The 14,695-nt window shown below is 64.7% G+C and carries 14 protein-coding genes; 3 read left to right on the forward strand and 11 right to left on the reverse strand.

Annotated features, from left to right (window positions below; translation table 11 throughout):
• Nucleotides 1-32: 32 nt before the first annotated feature.
• Nucleotides 33-563 (reverse strand): DinB family protein, encoded by a 531-nt coding sequence (locus tag NY08_RS06440; protein ID WP_045199857.1) that lies wholly within the window; start codon nucleotides 561-563, stop codon nucleotides 33-35.
• Between the two features lie 58 nt (nucleotides 564-621).
• Here NY08_RS06440 and NY08_RS06445 point away from each other — a divergent pair, with 58 nt between their 5' ends.
• Together NY08_RS06445 and NY08_RS06450 are read left to right on the forward strand one after the other, a co-directional pair.
• Entirely contained in the window at nucleotides 622-876 is a 255-nt protein-coding gene (locus NY08_RS06445; RefSeq protein ID WP_032398387.1) for a hypothetical protein, read from the forward strand.
• Between the two features lie 125 nt (nucleotides 877-1,001).
• Nucleotides 1,002-1,922: a YdcF family protein gene (locus NY08_RS06450; protein ID WP_045195475.1), complete on the forward strand. Its 921-nt coding sequence runs from the start codon at nucleotides 1,002-1,004 to the stop codon at nucleotides 1,920-1,922.
• Here NY08_RS06450 and NY08_RS06455 read toward each other — a convergent pair.
• Nucleotides 1,916-2,509 carry a TetR/AcrR family transcriptional regulator gene (locus NY08_RS06455; RefSeq protein ID WP_045195477.1) on the reverse strand — a complete coding sequence of 198 codons (594 nt, stop codon included), beginning with the start codon at nucleotides 2,507-2,509 and terminating at the stop codon, nucleotides 1,916-1,918. The two genes, NY08_RS06450 and NY08_RS06455, sit on opposite strands and share 7 nt — an antisense overlap.
• A gap of 76 nt (nucleotides 2,510-2,585) precedes the next feature.
• Between NY08_RS06455 and NY08_RS06460 the strand changes: the two genes are divergently transcribed.
• Complete coding sequence (locus tag NY08_RS06460; protein WP_045195478.1) at nucleotides 2,586-3,065, forward strand: DUF4188 domain-containing protein; 480 nt, start codon at nucleotides 2,586-2,588, stop codon at nucleotides 3,063-3,065.
• 3 nt (nucleotides 3,066-3,068) lie between these two features.
• Here the strand turns inward: NY08_RS06460 and nuoN are convergent, their stop codons facing one another.
• Genes nuoN through nuoF form a run of 9 tightly spaced genes read right to left on the reverse strand, consistent with a single transcriptional unit; the run spans nucleotide 3,069 to nucleotide 14,695 of the window.
• Nucleotides 3,069-4,631 carry an NADH-quinone oxidoreductase subunit NuoN gene (gene nuoN / locus NY08_RS06465; protein ID WP_045195480.1) on the reverse strand — a complete coding sequence of 521 codons (1,563 nt, stop codon included), beginning with the start codon at nucleotides 4,629-4,631 and terminating at the stop codon, nucleotides 3,069-3,071.
• Nucleotides 4,628-6,163, reverse strand: coding sequence for an NADH-quinone oxidoreductase subunit M (locus NY08_RS06470; protein WP_082073705.1), 1,536 nt, complete (start codon nucleotides 6,161-6,163; stop codon nucleotides 4,628-4,630). Before NY08_RS06470 ends, nuoN begins: the two co-directional genes overlap by 4 nt.
• Nucleotides 6,160-8,031, reverse strand: coding sequence for an NADH-quinone oxidoreductase subunit L (gene nuoL, locus NY08_RS06475; protein ID WP_200893175.1), 1,872 nt, complete (start codon nucleotides 8,029-8,031; stop codon nucleotides 6,160-6,162). The genes NY08_RS06470 and nuoL overlap by 4 nt, the downstream gene beginning before the upstream one ends.
• 13 nt (nucleotides 8,032-8,044) lie before the next feature.
• On the reverse strand, nucleotides 8,045-8,344 hold the full coding sequence (gene nuoK / locus NY08_RS06480) for an NADH-quinone oxidoreductase subunit NuoK (RefSeq protein ID WP_032397862.1): 300 nt from the start codon (nucleotides 8,342-8,344) through the stop codon (nucleotides 8,045-8,047).
• Complete coding sequence (locus NY08_RS06485; protein WP_032397861.1) at nucleotides 8,341-9,102, reverse strand: NADH-quinone oxidoreductase subunit J; 762 nt, start codon at nucleotides 9,100-9,102, stop codon at nucleotides 8,341-8,343. Before NY08_RS06485 ends, nuoK begins: the two co-directional genes overlap by 4 nt.
• Nucleotides 9,099-9,656: an NADH-quinone oxidoreductase subunit NuoI gene (gene nuoI, locus NY08_RS06490; RefSeq protein WP_032397860.1), complete on the reverse strand. Its 558-nt coding sequence runs from the start codon at nucleotides 9,654-9,656 to the stop codon at nucleotides 9,099-9,101. The genes NY08_RS06485 and nuoI overlap by 4 nt, the downstream gene beginning before the upstream one ends.
• A complete protein-coding gene (nuoH, locus tag NY08_RS06495; protein ID WP_045199862.1) occupies nucleotides 9,649-10,929 on the reverse strand; it encodes an NADH-quinone oxidoreductase subunit NuoH in 1,281 nt (426 codons plus the stop codon). The genes nuoI and nuoH overlap by 8 nt, the downstream gene beginning before the upstream one ends.
• 26 nt (nucleotides 10,930-10,955) lie before the next feature.
• Entirely contained in the window at nucleotides 10,956-13,397 is a 2,442-nt protein-coding gene (locus NY08_RS06500; protein ID WP_045195482.1) for an NADH-quinone oxidoreductase subunit G, read from the reverse strand.
• The gene (gene nuoF, locus NY08_RS06505; RefSeq protein ID WP_045195484.1) at nucleotides 13,394-14,695 is read right to left on the reverse strand and encodes an NADH-quinone oxidoreductase subunit NuoF; all 1,302 of its coding nucleotides are present in this window, start codon (nucleotides 14,693-14,695) and stop codon (nucleotides 13,394-13,396) included. The genes NY08_RS06500 and nuoF overlap by 4 nt, the downstream gene beginning before the upstream one ends.

The raw sequence follows: 14,695 nt of genomic DNA on the forward strand, positions 1-14,695 counted from the left end.
AGGGGGTCGGGTGGTGTGTCTACGCTATGCCCTCAACGGCCGATGACTCCATCGATCTGTTCGCGGATGATGTCCGCGTGTCCGTTGTGCCGGGCATATTCACCGATCATGTGCACGTAGACCATCCGCAGCGACATCGGCCCACCGCGCGAGTCGACCAGATCGTCCAACGAGTGCCGGGCCGCGATCTCGTCCGAGGCACCGCACTCGGCGGAGAATCGCGCGAAGTCGGATTCGGCCCCGGACTCGGTCGCTCCCAGAAAGTCGGAGTCCTTACCGAACGCCGCGTCGTACATCGGAGCGAACGACATCGACTCCAGTCGCTCTCGGAACCAGATGCGTTCGACCTTCGCCAGATGACGCACGAGTCCGAGCAGGGAGAGCGTCGAGTGCGGAAACGGTCGCCGCGCCAACTGTTCGGCGTCGGCACCGGCGCAGATGTTGAGCAGTGTCGCTCGATGCCACTGCAGCATTCCTTCGAGAATCGGCCGCTCGTCGCCGACGAGCGGACCCGTGACCTGTTCGGGTGTGGGCGCTGTCCATGTCTTCCGCCGTTCGGTCATGCAGAGATTGTCGAACATGCGACGGCGCTGTGCAGCGCCGCGCATTACGGTGGGATTCATGACTATCGAAGATGTGGGCGGCAGACGAACGGTGACGGCGGACGAGCTTCTTCTCCTGGTGGGTGATCACCTGCTCATAGAAGAGGGTGTCGCGACCGGGTTCATCGAAAGCGCAGGCCAGGTCGCCGAGAACGTGGCGGTGACCGTGACCGACGGCGTCGACGGCACCACGACGACCGAGCGCGTTTTTCTTCCCGATGCCGAGGTGACCATCGAACCCGCCGATCGCGGACGCGCCCCGGTCACTTTGTGACGGAAGAAGTCCCTGCTCAGAAGTACATTCATGTAACTCGAACAACTCTGCTCACACCAGTCACACCGGCACCGAATTGAGCTAGGGTGGCGGAAACCCGTCACCGCTCGAAAAGGACGTCAGTAGTGCGACAAGGCCGAGTACGACCGACCGTTCGCGTTGCCGTGGTGTCCTGCGCCGCCGCGCTCGCTGTCGGGTTCGGCTCGATCTCGGCGGTTGCCGCGCCCGAGGCCTCGGCCCCGGCAACCGTCGCCGAAACGGTCCGTTCGGCCGACGCGGAGCGCTACAACGACGCGCAGAATGCATTGGTGAAGGGGCGCTACGACGCCGGTTTCGCGGCACTCGATGCGCTGGCAACCGCTGCCCCGGACGACGCCAACGTGGCAGCTCTGCAGACGTTCTATGCCAACGCGACCGCCGATACCGCTGCTCTGACGGAGCACAGGACCCGCCTGCGCGGCCTGTCTCCAACCCTCGCCGATGCAGTCGATCGCGCCATCGCCATCATCGACGAAGCCGCCACGCAGACAATCGATTTCGCCCCGACCACCGACGGACCGCGTACCGCGATCGTGGTGCTCGGGCTGGGACTGGAGGGTGACGGCAGCATGACAGACGAGTTGGTGGCACGTCTACGCTCGGCCGTCGCCGCGGCGGAGCGCTCCCCCGAGTCCCCCATCGTCGTCACCGGCGGGAATCCGCAGAGCGGTATCACCGAAGCCGAAGCCATGCACCGATGGCTCGTCGACGAAGGCATCGCGGCCGATCGCATTCACACCGAATCGACCGCGAATTCGACGGTGCAGAACGCACAGCGCACCACCGCACTGGCAGCCGAGATCGGCGTCGAGAATCTGGTGCTGTCAACGACTCCGAGCCACCTGCGGCGCGCGATGTCGGACTTCGAGATCGCCGGATCCGACGTGATAGGCGCTGCGACCGTCGATGTCGACGATGTCCCGGACCTGCCCACACTCGCTCCGACGGCGCGGTTGGGTATGACCGTGGATGCGACCAAGATTCTCGGAATACCGCGCACCTACTGACGCGTCCACCCGCGCAGCACGCACTCCGCTCCCGCGTCGAACATCGCCCGACGAGTCTCGTCGTCGGCGGTCGAGGGCATTGCCAATTCGAGCGACACCAATCCGTGCACGATCGCCCAGAACGAGTGGCTGATCAACTCGACCGACGCCCCGGCCATGGTTCCCGCCGCAACGGCGCTCGACACGGCAGCGCGGAGCGGATCCATGGCCGCGTCCGCGCGATGCGCCTCGTCTGCAACATCGATCGAACCGAGCACTCCCCCGAACATCACCGCGTACAGATGCGGATTGGCCAGTGCCCAGGTGCGGTACGCGACGGCGAGCTCCCGTAGGTCCACTTCGGGATCGCCGGTGACCGGAACCCGGCGCTGGGAGTCCCCGAAACTCGCGAACGAGGTGGCGAACAGTGCCACGAGCAACTCGGTACGTCCGCCGAACAGCGAATAGATCGCCGTTGTGGAGGTGCCCTGTGCAGCGGCCAGTTTACGCAGCGACAACGAGTCGACGCCCTGGTGCGCAACGGTTTCCGCCGCGGCCTCCAGTAGCCGGGTCCGCAACTGCTCGTCGTGAATTCTGGGTCTCGCCACTTGCGGAATCTATCACAACGGTGTTTTATAACGGTGTCACACAATGCTTCACCCACCGAACAGACGGGAACACGTCATGCTACCCATCATCGACGGCCGCCGGACGGTCGAATTCGAACGAGACACCGTCACGGTCTTCCTCATCGGAATGCGGATCAACAATCCGGTGTCCGTTCGCTCCTGGTTACCCGTGGTGCGCGCGATGCCGCGGATGCTCGGCCATCTCGAGCAGGATCGCGCTTCCGGGCTGCTCGGTTACCACTCGTGGCTGGGGCGCACCACCATGCTGGTCAGCTATTGGCGCACTGCCGAGGATCTGACGCGATTCGCCTCCGATCCCGACGCACCACATGCGCCCGCCTGGCGTGCCTTCAATCGATCGGTGGCCGCAACCCGCCACGTCGGCGTCTGGCACGAAACCTATACCGCCACAGCACAGAACAGCGAGGCGATCTACGTCAACATGCCTGCGTTCGGCCTTGCGGGAGCCATCGGCGGACTACCGGTCGGTACCGGCTCGCACACGTGGAAGCAGCGAATGAAGTCCGCGAAGTAAGAGCTACAGGAAGTTCGCGGCACGCGCAGCGAGGTCGAGAACGGGCTGCGGAAAGACTCCGAGAGCGACGGTGAGCACCACCGAGGCCCCTATCGAGCACGACACCGAGGCAGTCGGGCGCACGATCGTGGCAGTCGTCTCTCCCGGATCGGTGAAGAACATCAGCACGATCACCCGCACGTAGAAGAACGCCGCAATCGCGCTGCACACCACACCGACCACGACCAGCGCCGCTCCGCCTGCACCGGAGGCAGCACTGAACACCGCGAACTTGCCGATGAACCCACTGGTGAGCGGAATCCCGGCGAACGAGAGCAGAAACAACCCGAACACCGCCGCCACCAGCGGTGACCGACGGCCGATTCCCGCCCACCGATCGAGGTCGCTCACCTCACCGCGTTCGTCGCGCGCCAACCCGATGATCGCGAACCCTCCGAGAGTGCTGAAGGCGTACGCCACCAAGTAGAACATCGTGGCCGACACACCGGCGTCACCCCCATCACCGGAATCACCCAGTGCCGTCACTCCCGTGAGGATGAATCCGGTGTGTGCAACGGACGAGTACGCCAGCATCCGTTTGACATCCGTCTGCGTCACCGCGACAACGGAACCCAGCACCATCGTCGCGATGGCGACCACCCACAGCATCGGTCGCCAACTCGAGTCGAGACCGGGCAGAGCCATTCCGAAGATGCGAAGAATCGCACCGAACGCCGCGACCTTGGTCACCGTGGCCATCAGCGCCGTCACCGGCGTCGGTGCACCCTGGTAGACGTCGGGAATCCACGAATGAAAGGGCACCGCGCCGACCTTGAACAGCAGACCCACTGCGAGCAAGGCGGTTCCGATCAGCGCGAGCGATCTGCCCGGACCGTCCACCGCGATGGCGTCGGCGATGCCGTCCAACCGAACGGTTCCGGCGTATCCGTACAGGAACGCGACTCCGAACAGGAAGAACGCGGACGAGAACGCGCCCAGCAGAAAGTATTTCAGAGCCGCTTCCTGTGAGAGCAGCCGCCGCCGTCGGGCGAGTCCACAGAGCAGATACAGCGGAAGCGACAGCACTTCCAGCGCCACGAACATCGTCAGCAGATCCGTGGATGCCGGGAACAGCAGCATCCCGCCGATCGCGAACATCGCCAGAGGAAATACCTCCGTCTGGGCGACGCCTGCATCGATGGCCTCCTTCTCCGCCACGCTGCCCGGGGTGGTCGATGCCTGCGGAGTGAACGAATCGATCCGGCGCTCGGCACCGGCCCCGGTGACTGCAACGGTGCGCTCCGCCAGCAGTGCGACTGCCGGAATCGACACCAGCACAATGGTTCCCTGCAGGAAAAGGGTAGGGCCGTCGATCGCGACCGCCCCGTTCATCGCCGACGCCTCGGTTCCGGCCAGACCGAGGATCGCCGCCAGCGCTACCACCAGTCCTGCGAGAGCAAGACCCAGATGTATGAGCCGACGGGCCCGCAGCGGCACGAACGCTTCGACGAGAACGCCGAGAACTGCGACCGAGAACACGATCAGCATCGGTGCCAGCAGACCGTACTGCACCTCGGGTGTGGTCATCGCTGACCTCCTGAACCGTCGACGATCGTGGATTGCACAGCCGGAGTGATGACATCGAGCGCCGGTTTCGGGTAGACACCGAGCACGATCAGCAACGCGATCAACGGCACCACCACGGCCAGCTCGCGTCGGACGAGATCGGGCACAGTCCGGTTGTCTTCACGGACCGGCCCGGTCATGACGCGCTGGTAGAGCCACAATATGTAGATCGCCGACAGCACGAGGGCTCCGGCGGCCACGATCGCAGCGACTCCGTATCGACCGAACGTGCCGATCAGCACCAGGAACTCGCTCACGAAGGGGGCGAGGCCGGGTAGAGAGAGCGTGGCAAGTCCCGAGATCAAGAACGTGCCGGCGAGCACCGGTGCCACCTTCTGCACACCGCCGTAGTCGGCTATCGCTCGTGACCCTCGACGCGAGACGAGGAAGCCCGCGATCAAGAAGAGGGCGGCCGTGGAAATTCCGTGGTTGACCATGTACAGCGTGGCACCGGCCTGACTCTGACCGGTCATGGCGAAGATGCCGAGGATGATGAACCCGAAATGCGAAATAGACGTGTACGCAATCAGTCTCATCATGTCGGTCTGACCGATCGCCAGTATCGCGCCGTAGACGATGCCGATGACCGCAAGAGCGATGATCCACGGCGCGAACGTCTGCGACGAGCCAGGAAAGAGTTCGAGACAGAACCGAAGCATCGCGAACGTGCCGACCTTGTCCACCACCGACATCATCAAAACCGCAGTCGCGGGCGTGGATTGAACGGCGGCGTCGGGTAGCCACGAATGGAACGGCCACAACGGTGCCTTGATCGCGAAAGCGAACATGAAGCCGAGGAACAGCGCGTTCAGGACCATCGGGTCCACTCCGAGTCCGCCCGATGCCGCCGCGTCGGCGATCACGCGCAGATCGAATGTGCCGCCGTCGAACGGCCCGTCGGGTCTCGCGGTCACCACGTAGAGGCCGATGACGGCCGCCAGCATGACCAGACCGCCGAAGAGGTTGTACAACAGGAACTTCACCGCGGCGCGCGTACGATGCTTGCCCCCGAAGCCGCCGATGAGGAAGTACATCGGAATCAACATCGCTTCGAAGAAGATGTAGAACGACAACACGTCCAAGGCAAGGAACGAGACGACGACCATCGACTCGACCACCAGGATCAACGCCATGTACGTGTGCGACACCCGACGGGAGCCGTAGCGCGCGACGCGACTGCCGTCGTACCAGCCTGCGACGAGCAGCAACGGCGTGAGAACGGTGGTGAGCAACACCAGCACGAGGCCGATGCCGTCGAGGCCGAGGGTGTACCGCGCACCGAAAGCCGCTATCCACGAATGGTCCTCGACGAACTGGTACCGATCGCCACCGGAGTCGAACGACACTGCCAAGGCGACCGACACGGCCAAGGTCACGGCAGCGAAACCCACTGCGACACTGCGCGCGACGGTCGGACGAGCGGCGGGCACCAGGGCGACGACGAACGCGCCGAGCATCGGGAGCACCCAGAGAACGGTCAACCAGGGAGTCACAGAGCCACCACCATCAGTACCACGAGAACGGCTCCCGCGAACATCGCCAACGCATACGACCGCACGTATCCCGTCTGCAGCCGCCGGGACCGCGTCGATGCACCACCGATCGAGCTACCCACCCCGTCCACGACGGCGTCGATACCGTTGTCGGCGTGCACCAGTGCGCGCGTGAGGGTCTGTCCCGGACGCATGAATGCCGCCTCGTTGAGTGCGTCTCCGTAGAGATCGGCACGTGCGGCTCGGGTCACGGCCGACACGTCCTCGGGTGGCGTCGACGGAACCTCACCGACGATGTACTTGCGGTAGGCGACGGTCGCGCCGACCACAACGACCACCAGGACGGCGACGGTGACGACCCAAGCCGGAATCGCGTGCTCCTCGTGAGCCGATCCCACCACGGGCTCGAGCCATGTCTCGAGGCGACCGCCCACCGCGAGAAAGGCACCCGACGCCACCGAGCCGACGGCCAACACGATCATCGGAGCGGTCATCGTCGCCGACGCCTCGTGCGGATGTGCCTGCGCGGACCAGCGTTTCGGACCGAAGAACGTCAACAGCATCACCCGAGTCATGTAGAAGGCCGTCAGGCCTGCACCGAGCAACGTCACGCAGCCGAGAATCGGGCCTGCCACTCCCCCGGCGGCGAATGCGACCTCGATGATCGGATCCTTGGCGAAGAAGCCGGAGAACGGCGGCAGTCCGATAATGGCGAGATACCCCAAGCCGAACGTGACGAACGTGATCGGCATCGCGACGCGGAGTCCGCCGAACCGTCGCATGTCGGTCTCGTCGTTCATCGCATGCATCACCGATCCCGCGCCCAGGAACAAGCCCGCTTTGAAGAAGCCGTGCGAGATCAACAGCACGATGGCGTAGGTGTACCCGGAGGGGCCGAGCCCGGCCGCGAGCACCATGTACCCGATCTGACTCATCGTCGACGCCGCGAGCGCTTTCTTGATGTCGTCCTTCGCACATCCGATGACGGCACCGAACAGCAAGGTAACCGCCCCGACGGTGACGGTGGCCGCGCGGGCGGCAGGAGATGCCTCGAACACCGGTCCCGAGCGCACGATGAGATACACCCCGGCCGTGACCATCGTGGCCGCGTGAATCAGTGCCGACACCGGTGTCGGACCCTCCATGGCATCACCGAGCCAGGACTGCAACGGCACCTGCGCCGACTTTCCACATGCCGCCAACAGCAGCATCAGCGCCATGGCGGTGGCCACGGATTCGCTCGCCTCGCCGATTCCGGCGAACACGTCGTCGTACTGCACGGAGCCGAAGTTGACGAACATGATCATCAGCGCAACCGCCAGGCCGATGTCGCCGACTCTGTTGACCACGAACGCTTTTCGGGCAGCCGACGCGGCGGACGGCTTGTGCTGCCAGAAGCCGATGAGCAGATACGACGCCAGACCGACACCCTCCCACCCCAGATACAGGCCGAGGAAGTTGTCGGCCAGAACCAGCAGCAGCATGGCTGCCAGAAACAGGTTGAGGTACGCGAAGAAGCGACGCCGCTCGGCGTCGTGACTCATGTAGCCGATGGAGTACACGTGAATGAGCGAACCGACCCCGGTGATCAGCAGGACGAAGCAGATCGACAATTGATCTGCGCGCAAGCCGAACTCGACTTGTAATTCGTCGACCGGAACCCACCGGAACAGGGTCTGGGTGAGGGCGCGGCCCGACTCGGCGCGGCCGAGCATCGAGCCGAACACCACCGCGGCCACGACGAACGAGGACGCTGCCGCCGCCGTCGCGACGAGGTGCCCCCAGCGGTCGGTGCGCCTGCCACCGAGCAGCAGGAACGCTGCACCGAACGCAGGCAGAGCCGGAAGAAGCCACAGCATCGACATCATTTCTGCGCCCCCGTCAATTCTTCATCAGGGAGTTCTCGTCCATCGAAATCGACCGACGGGATCGGAAGATGGCCATGATGATGGCCAGGCCCACCACCACCTCGGCGGCGGCGACCACCATGGTGAAGAACGCGAACAACTGGCCGTCGAGGTTGCCGTGCATGCGGGAGAAGGTGACGAACGCGAGATTGACTGCGTTGAGCATCAATTCGATGCACATGAACACGATGATCGCGTTACGCCTGACGATGACGCCCGCCGCGCCTATCGCGAACAACAGAACGGACAGGTAGAGATAGTTCTCCGGATTCATCGTTCGTCACTCTCGATCCGAGGATCGGCGAACATGGCGTTGACGGAGGATTCGGATTCGGTTCCGTCGGGCAACAAGGCGCGGCGATCGACCCCGTTGTGCCTGGCATACACTCCCGGGCTCGGCAGCGGTGTCACCCTCGAGCCGTCGCGGAAGCGATCCTGCGCCATCTCTCGCTGACCCTTGACCGGCCCCAGAACTTCTCGGTGCGCCAGAATCATCGCTCCGATCGTGGCAGTGATCAGCAGTGCTCCGGTCAACTCGAACGCCCACACGTATTCGACGAAGATCAGCTCTGCCAGGCCCTCGACGTTTCCGGTCGAGTTGGCGGCGTCGAGACCGGCGAAGTCGAGCCGACCCGCACGGGCCGCGTCGCGCAGCAGTACCCCGATGATCAACAGTCCGAAGCCGATTCCGATGACGACGGCAGCGATGCGGTGGCCACGCAGAGTTTCGGTCAGCGACTCCGAGGTGTCGACCCCGACGAGCATCAGAACGAACAGGAACAGCATCATGACCGCGCCGGTGTAGACGACGATCTGCACGACACCGAGGAACAGCGCTCCCTGCGCCATGTAGAAGGTCGCCAGTACCACCATCGTGGCAGCGAGGAACAACGCAGAGTAGACGGCCTTGGTGCTCATCACCACCCCGAGTGCGCCGATGACGGCGACGACACCGAGGGTCCAGAACTGCACGGCCTCACCGGTGGACGTGGCATCGAGGGCGAGCTGCACCGCAGCTTCCGGTGCACTCATCGCACCGAACCACCATCGGGTTCGGCTGCGGGCTCGGCTCCGGACTCGTGGCCGGTGACGGCTCCCCGGTAGTAGTCCTCGGACGTAAGGCCCGGCGCCATCGCGTGCGGCGGTGCGGTCATCTGCGGTTGCAGCGGGGCCAGCAGCGCGTCCTTCTCGTAGATCAGATCGGCTCTGTTGTCACCGGCGAGTTCGTACTCGTTGGTCATCGTCAGAGCCCGTGTGGGACATGCCTCGACACACAGTCCGCACCCGATGCATCGCAGGTAGTTGATCTGATAGACCCCGCCGTAGCGCTCGCCCGGAGAGTACCTTTCGGTCTCGGTGTTGTCGGCTCCTTCGACGTAGATGGCGTCGGCCGGGCAGGCCCACGCGCAGAGCTCGCAGCCGATGCATTTCTCGAGACCGTCGGCGTACCGATTGAGCTGATGCCGCCCGTGGTAGCGAATCTCGGTGGGCTTCTTCTCCTCCGGATACAGCTCCGTCTCGGGCTTCTTGAACATCGTGGCGAAGGTGACCCCGAAACCTGCTATGGGACCGAGAAATTCAGGCATCGGCGTTCTCCTTCGGTGACCTGGCGGCGGATGAGCGCACACCGGCGTGCCGGCTCGGGAAATTCGAGCCCTGCTCGGGAATGGGAGGTATCGGGAATCCGCCTGCCAACGCATCGAACTCGACGACAGATGCAGGAGGCGGCACGTTCCGTTCCCGTGCATGCCTGCGCACCATCAGCAGCAGCGCACCCAGCACGGCCACCGCGAAGATCATCGACACTCCGAACGTGACCAGTGGTACGTCGTAGCGCTCGGCCCCGAGGACCCGAACCGTCGCGATCACCATCACCCAGACGAGGGCAACCGGAATGAGGATCTTCCAGCCGAAGTTCATGAACTGGTCGTAGCGCAGCCTCGGCAGCGTCGAACGCAGCCAGATGAACACGAACAGGAACACCCAGACCTTGAGGGTGAACCACAGCACGGGCCACCACCCCGAGTTGGCACCGCTCCACAGACTCAGCGGAATCGGAGCCCGCCAGCCGCCGAGGAACAGCGTGGTCGCCAGTGCCGACACGGTGACCATGTTGATGTACTCGGCGAGCATGAACATGGCGAAACGAAGAGACGAGTACTCGGTGTGAAACCCGCCCACCAACTCACCCTCGGCCTCGGGCAGATCGAACGGAGCGCGGTTGGTTTCGCCGACCATCGCCGTCACGTACACCAGGAACGACGGCAGCAGCAGAAACACGTACCAGGTGTTCTGTTGCGCAGCAACGATTCCGGACGTCGACATGGTGCCCGCGTACAGGAAGACCGCCGCGAACGACAGGCCCATCGCGACCTCGTAGGAAATCACCTGCGCAGTCGAACGGAGCGCACCGAGCAGCGGGTACGTCGAGCCCGACGCCCACCCTGCCAACACGATCCCGTACACACCCACCGACGTGACCGCGAGGATGTACAGAACCCCGACCGGCAGGTCGGTCATCTGCAGTGGCGTCGTGGTACCGAACACCGACACCTCGGGGCCGAACGGAATCACCGCGAAGGCCACGAACGCAGGCACAACCGAAATGATCGGAGCCAGAACGTAAATCGGCTTGTCGACGCCGGTCGGAGTGATCCCCTCCTTCAGCGCCAGCTTGATCCCGTCCATCAACGACTGCAACAGGCCCCACGGCCCCACCCGGTTGGGACCGACCCGCATCTGCATCCACGCCATGATCTTGCGTTCGGCGTAGATCGCCACCAGCGGCGTGAGCACCAGGAACACGAAGACCGCCAGGGCCTTCCCGACAACCAACCACCACGGATCGTTGCCGAACATCGACAGATCGGTCGGCGCGGCCACGATCACGACTGCTCACCCTCGGGTCGTTCCACAGAACCCCGACCGATGCGAACCACCGCGCCCGATTGCGCGCCGAGCGACCGGTACACCGCCGAACCGGACGAGTTCAGCGGCAGCCAGACCACGGTGTCGGGCAGGTCGGTGATCGTCAGCGGCAACGTGATCGAGCCCCGGTCCGTCGCGACGCTCACCGGGTCACCGGTCTCCGCTCCGATGGCCGACGCCGTCGCCGCCGACAACCGAACAGTGGGCGGGCGACCGGTCGCGGCGAGATTGTCCTCACCGTCCTGCATCCGTCCCGCATCGAGGAGCATCCGCCACGTGGCCAGAATCGCCTCCCCGGGCCCGAGGGTCGGAACGTGCGCGCGGGACGCGATCCGGGCCACCGGGATGCGCGGGCCGTTCCACACACCGAGGCGAGTCAACTGAGCGCGTGCCGCCGCCGCGTCGGGCACGGCCAGTTCGACGCCCATCTGTGCGGCGATCGCATCGAGGACGCGTTGGTCCGGCATCAGTGCACCGGCACCGAGCGCAGTGTCGAACGCGCGCGGTCGTCCTTCCCAGTCGACGAAGGTTCCCGGCTTGTCGACCACCGGCGCCACCGGGAACACCACGTCGGCCCGCTCGGTGACCGCACTGCGGCGTAGCTCCAGGCTCACCACGAACGCCGATCGGTCCAGTGCATCGAGTGCACCCGCAGGGTCCGGTAGATCGTCGAGATCGATTCCGGCAGTGACCAGGACACGACTCGGTCCGGCGTCGGCCAGGATCGCCGCGGTGTCGCGGCCCACCTCCGCCGGCAACCCGGACACACCCCACACCGCGGCAACCTCGGCGCGCGCAGCCGCATCGGCCACAGGACGACCGCCGGGCAGGACGTTCGGCAGCGCCCCGGCGTCGAGGGCACCGCGTTCTCCAGCACGTCGCGGAATCCAGGCCAGGCGCGCCCCGGTGTCGTCCGCCAGTTTCGAAGCCGCCGACAGACCGCCGGGCACGCAGCCGAGCCGCTCGCCTACGAGCACGATCGCACCGGGCTCGCGAAGGAGGTGCGCAATGGATTCGGTCCCACGATCGCCGACGTGCAACGCATCGAGCCACGCCGGCTCGTCACCGGGAATCGACTGCAGCAGAACGCCGTCGAGCTTTCGTAGACCTCGGGTGGAGAACGGCGCGATCGACGCCACCACCACTGCGCTCGTGCGGTGCGCCTTGCGAAGCCTCAGGAACACCAGCGGCGATTCTTCCTCGGGCTCGAAGCCGACCAGCAACACCACCGGGGCCTGCTCGAGGTCGGTGTAGGTGACCCCCAACCCGGTCGCTGCAATTCGGCCGGCCAGGAAGTCGGCTTCTTCGGTGCTGTGGCTGCGATTGCGGAAGTCGACGTCGTTGGTGTGCAGCACTGTTCGAGCAAACTTGGCGTACGCGTAGGCGTCTTCGAGGGTCGACCTTCCGCCGATCAACACCGCCGCCCGGCCGACCGATGCGGCCAGCCCCGACGCCGCGGCGGCCAGCGCAGCCGACCACGACGTCTCGATCAACTCCCCTGATCCGTCCCGGATCATCGGCGCGGTGATGCGATCGGGTTCGGTGGCGTACTTGAACGCCCACCGTCCTTTGTCACAGTTCCATTCCTCGTTGACCTGCGGGTCGTCACCTGCCAGCCGGCGAAGGACCTTGCCGCGCCGATGGTCGGTTCGTTGAGCACAGCCGCCTGCGCAGTGCTCGCACACGCTCGGTGACGAGGTGAGATCGTAGGGACGCGCCCGGAACCGATATTCGGTGTTGGTCAGCGCACCCACCGGACAGATCTGGACGGTGTTGCCCGAGAAGTAGGAGTCGAACGGCTCGTTACCGAAGATCCCGACCTGTTGAATCGCACCGCGCTCGAGCAGGTCGATGGACGGGTCGCCGGCCACTTGTGCCGCGAACCGAGTGCAGCGCGCGCACAGGACGCACCGTTCCCGGTCCAGCAGGACCTCCGCCGACAGCGGAATCGGTTTGGGGTACGTGCGTTTGGTCTCGACGAATCTGGACTCTGCTCGACCCGCCGCCATCGCCTGGTTCTGCAGCGGGCACTCGCCGCCCTTGTCGCACACCGGGCAGTCCAGCGGATGATTGATCAGCAGCAGTTCCATGACGCCTCGCTGCGCCTTCTCCGCCGACTCCGATGTCACCTGAGTGCGCACGACCATGCCCTCGGCCACCGTGGTCGTGCAGGACGCCAACGGCTTGCGCTGCCCCTCGACGTCGACCAGACATTGACGGCACGCCCCCACCGGATCGAGCAGCGGGTGATCGCAGAAGCGCGGGATCTGCACACCCATCAGCTCGGCGGCGCGAATCACCAACGTGCCCTTGGGAACGCTGATCTCGTGGTCGTCGATGGTCAGTGTCACCATCTCCACGTGGGTCACCGCGGAACGACCATGTGCAGCTGCGGTCATGACGTCAGCTCCTCTGCCATCAGAGTCGATCGGTGTGGATCGAAGGGACATCCCTGTTCGGTGACATGTCGGATGTATTCCTCGCGGAAGTACTTCAGCGAGGACACGATGGGGCTCGCAGCTCCGTCTCCCAATGCGCAGAACGACTTTCCGGCGATGCCGTCAGCGATGTCGAGCAGTGTCGTCAGGTCCGCTTCGGTGCCGGTTCCACTGTCGAGGCGGCGCAGTATCTGCACCAGCCAATAGGTTCCTTCTCTGCACGGCGTGCATTTGCCGCAGGATTCGTGTGCGTAGAACTCCGTCCAGCGCAGTACCGCTCGCACCACGCACGTCGTGTCGTCGAAGATCTGCAATGCCTTGGTACCCAACATCGATCCGGCGGCGCCGACGCCTTCGTAGTCGAGTGGCACGTCGAGGTGGTCGCCGGTGAACATCGGTGTCGACGAACCTCCCGGTGTCCAGAATTTCAACTCGTGACCGGGCCGGATGCCGCCCGCATAGTCCAGCAGTTCCCGCAGGGTGATACCCAGCGGAGCCTCGTACTGGCCGGGACGACACACGTGACCGGAGATCGAGTAGAGGGTGAATCCGGGTGACTTCTCGCTGCCCATCGACCGGAACCACTCGATTCCGTTGCGCAGGATCACCGGAACGCTGGCTATCGATTCGACATTGTTGACCACCGTCGGGCGTGCGTACAGGCCTGCGACCGCGGGAAACGGTGGACGCAGCCGGGGTTGTCCGCGCCGACCCTCCAACGAGTCGAGCAGAGCCGTCTCCTCGCCGCAGATGTACGCGCCTGCACCGGCATGGATCACCAGCTCGAGATCGAATCCCGTTCCGAGAACGCCCTTGCCCAGATAGCCGGCCGCGTATGCCTCGGCGACCGCGGCATGCAGTCTGCGCAACACCGGTACCACTTCGCCGCGGACGTACACGAATGCATGCGATGCCCGAATGGCGTACGCCGCGATGATGATTCCTTCGATCAGCGTGTGCGGGCTCGCCATCAGCAGCGGCATGTCCTTGCAGGTGCCCGGCTCCGATTCGTCGGCGTTGACCACCAGGTAGTGAGCTTTCCCGTCACCCTGTGGAATGAAGCTCCACTTCGTTCCGGTTGGGAATCCCGCACCGCCACGGCCGCGCAGACCGGAATCCTTCACCAAGGCGATGAGATCGTCGGGGTCCATGGACAGGGCTTTCTCCAGCCCTCGATATCCGTCGTGACTGCGGTAGGTGTCGAGGGTCCACGAGTTCTTCTCGTCCCAGAATTCGCTCAGCACCGGCGTCAGGGCCAT

Origin of the sequence: Rhodococcus sp. B7740 (genome assembly GCF_000954115.1) — a bacterium.
GTDB lineage: Bacteria > Actinomycetota > Actinomycetes > Mycobacteriales > Mycobacteriaceae > Rhodococcoides.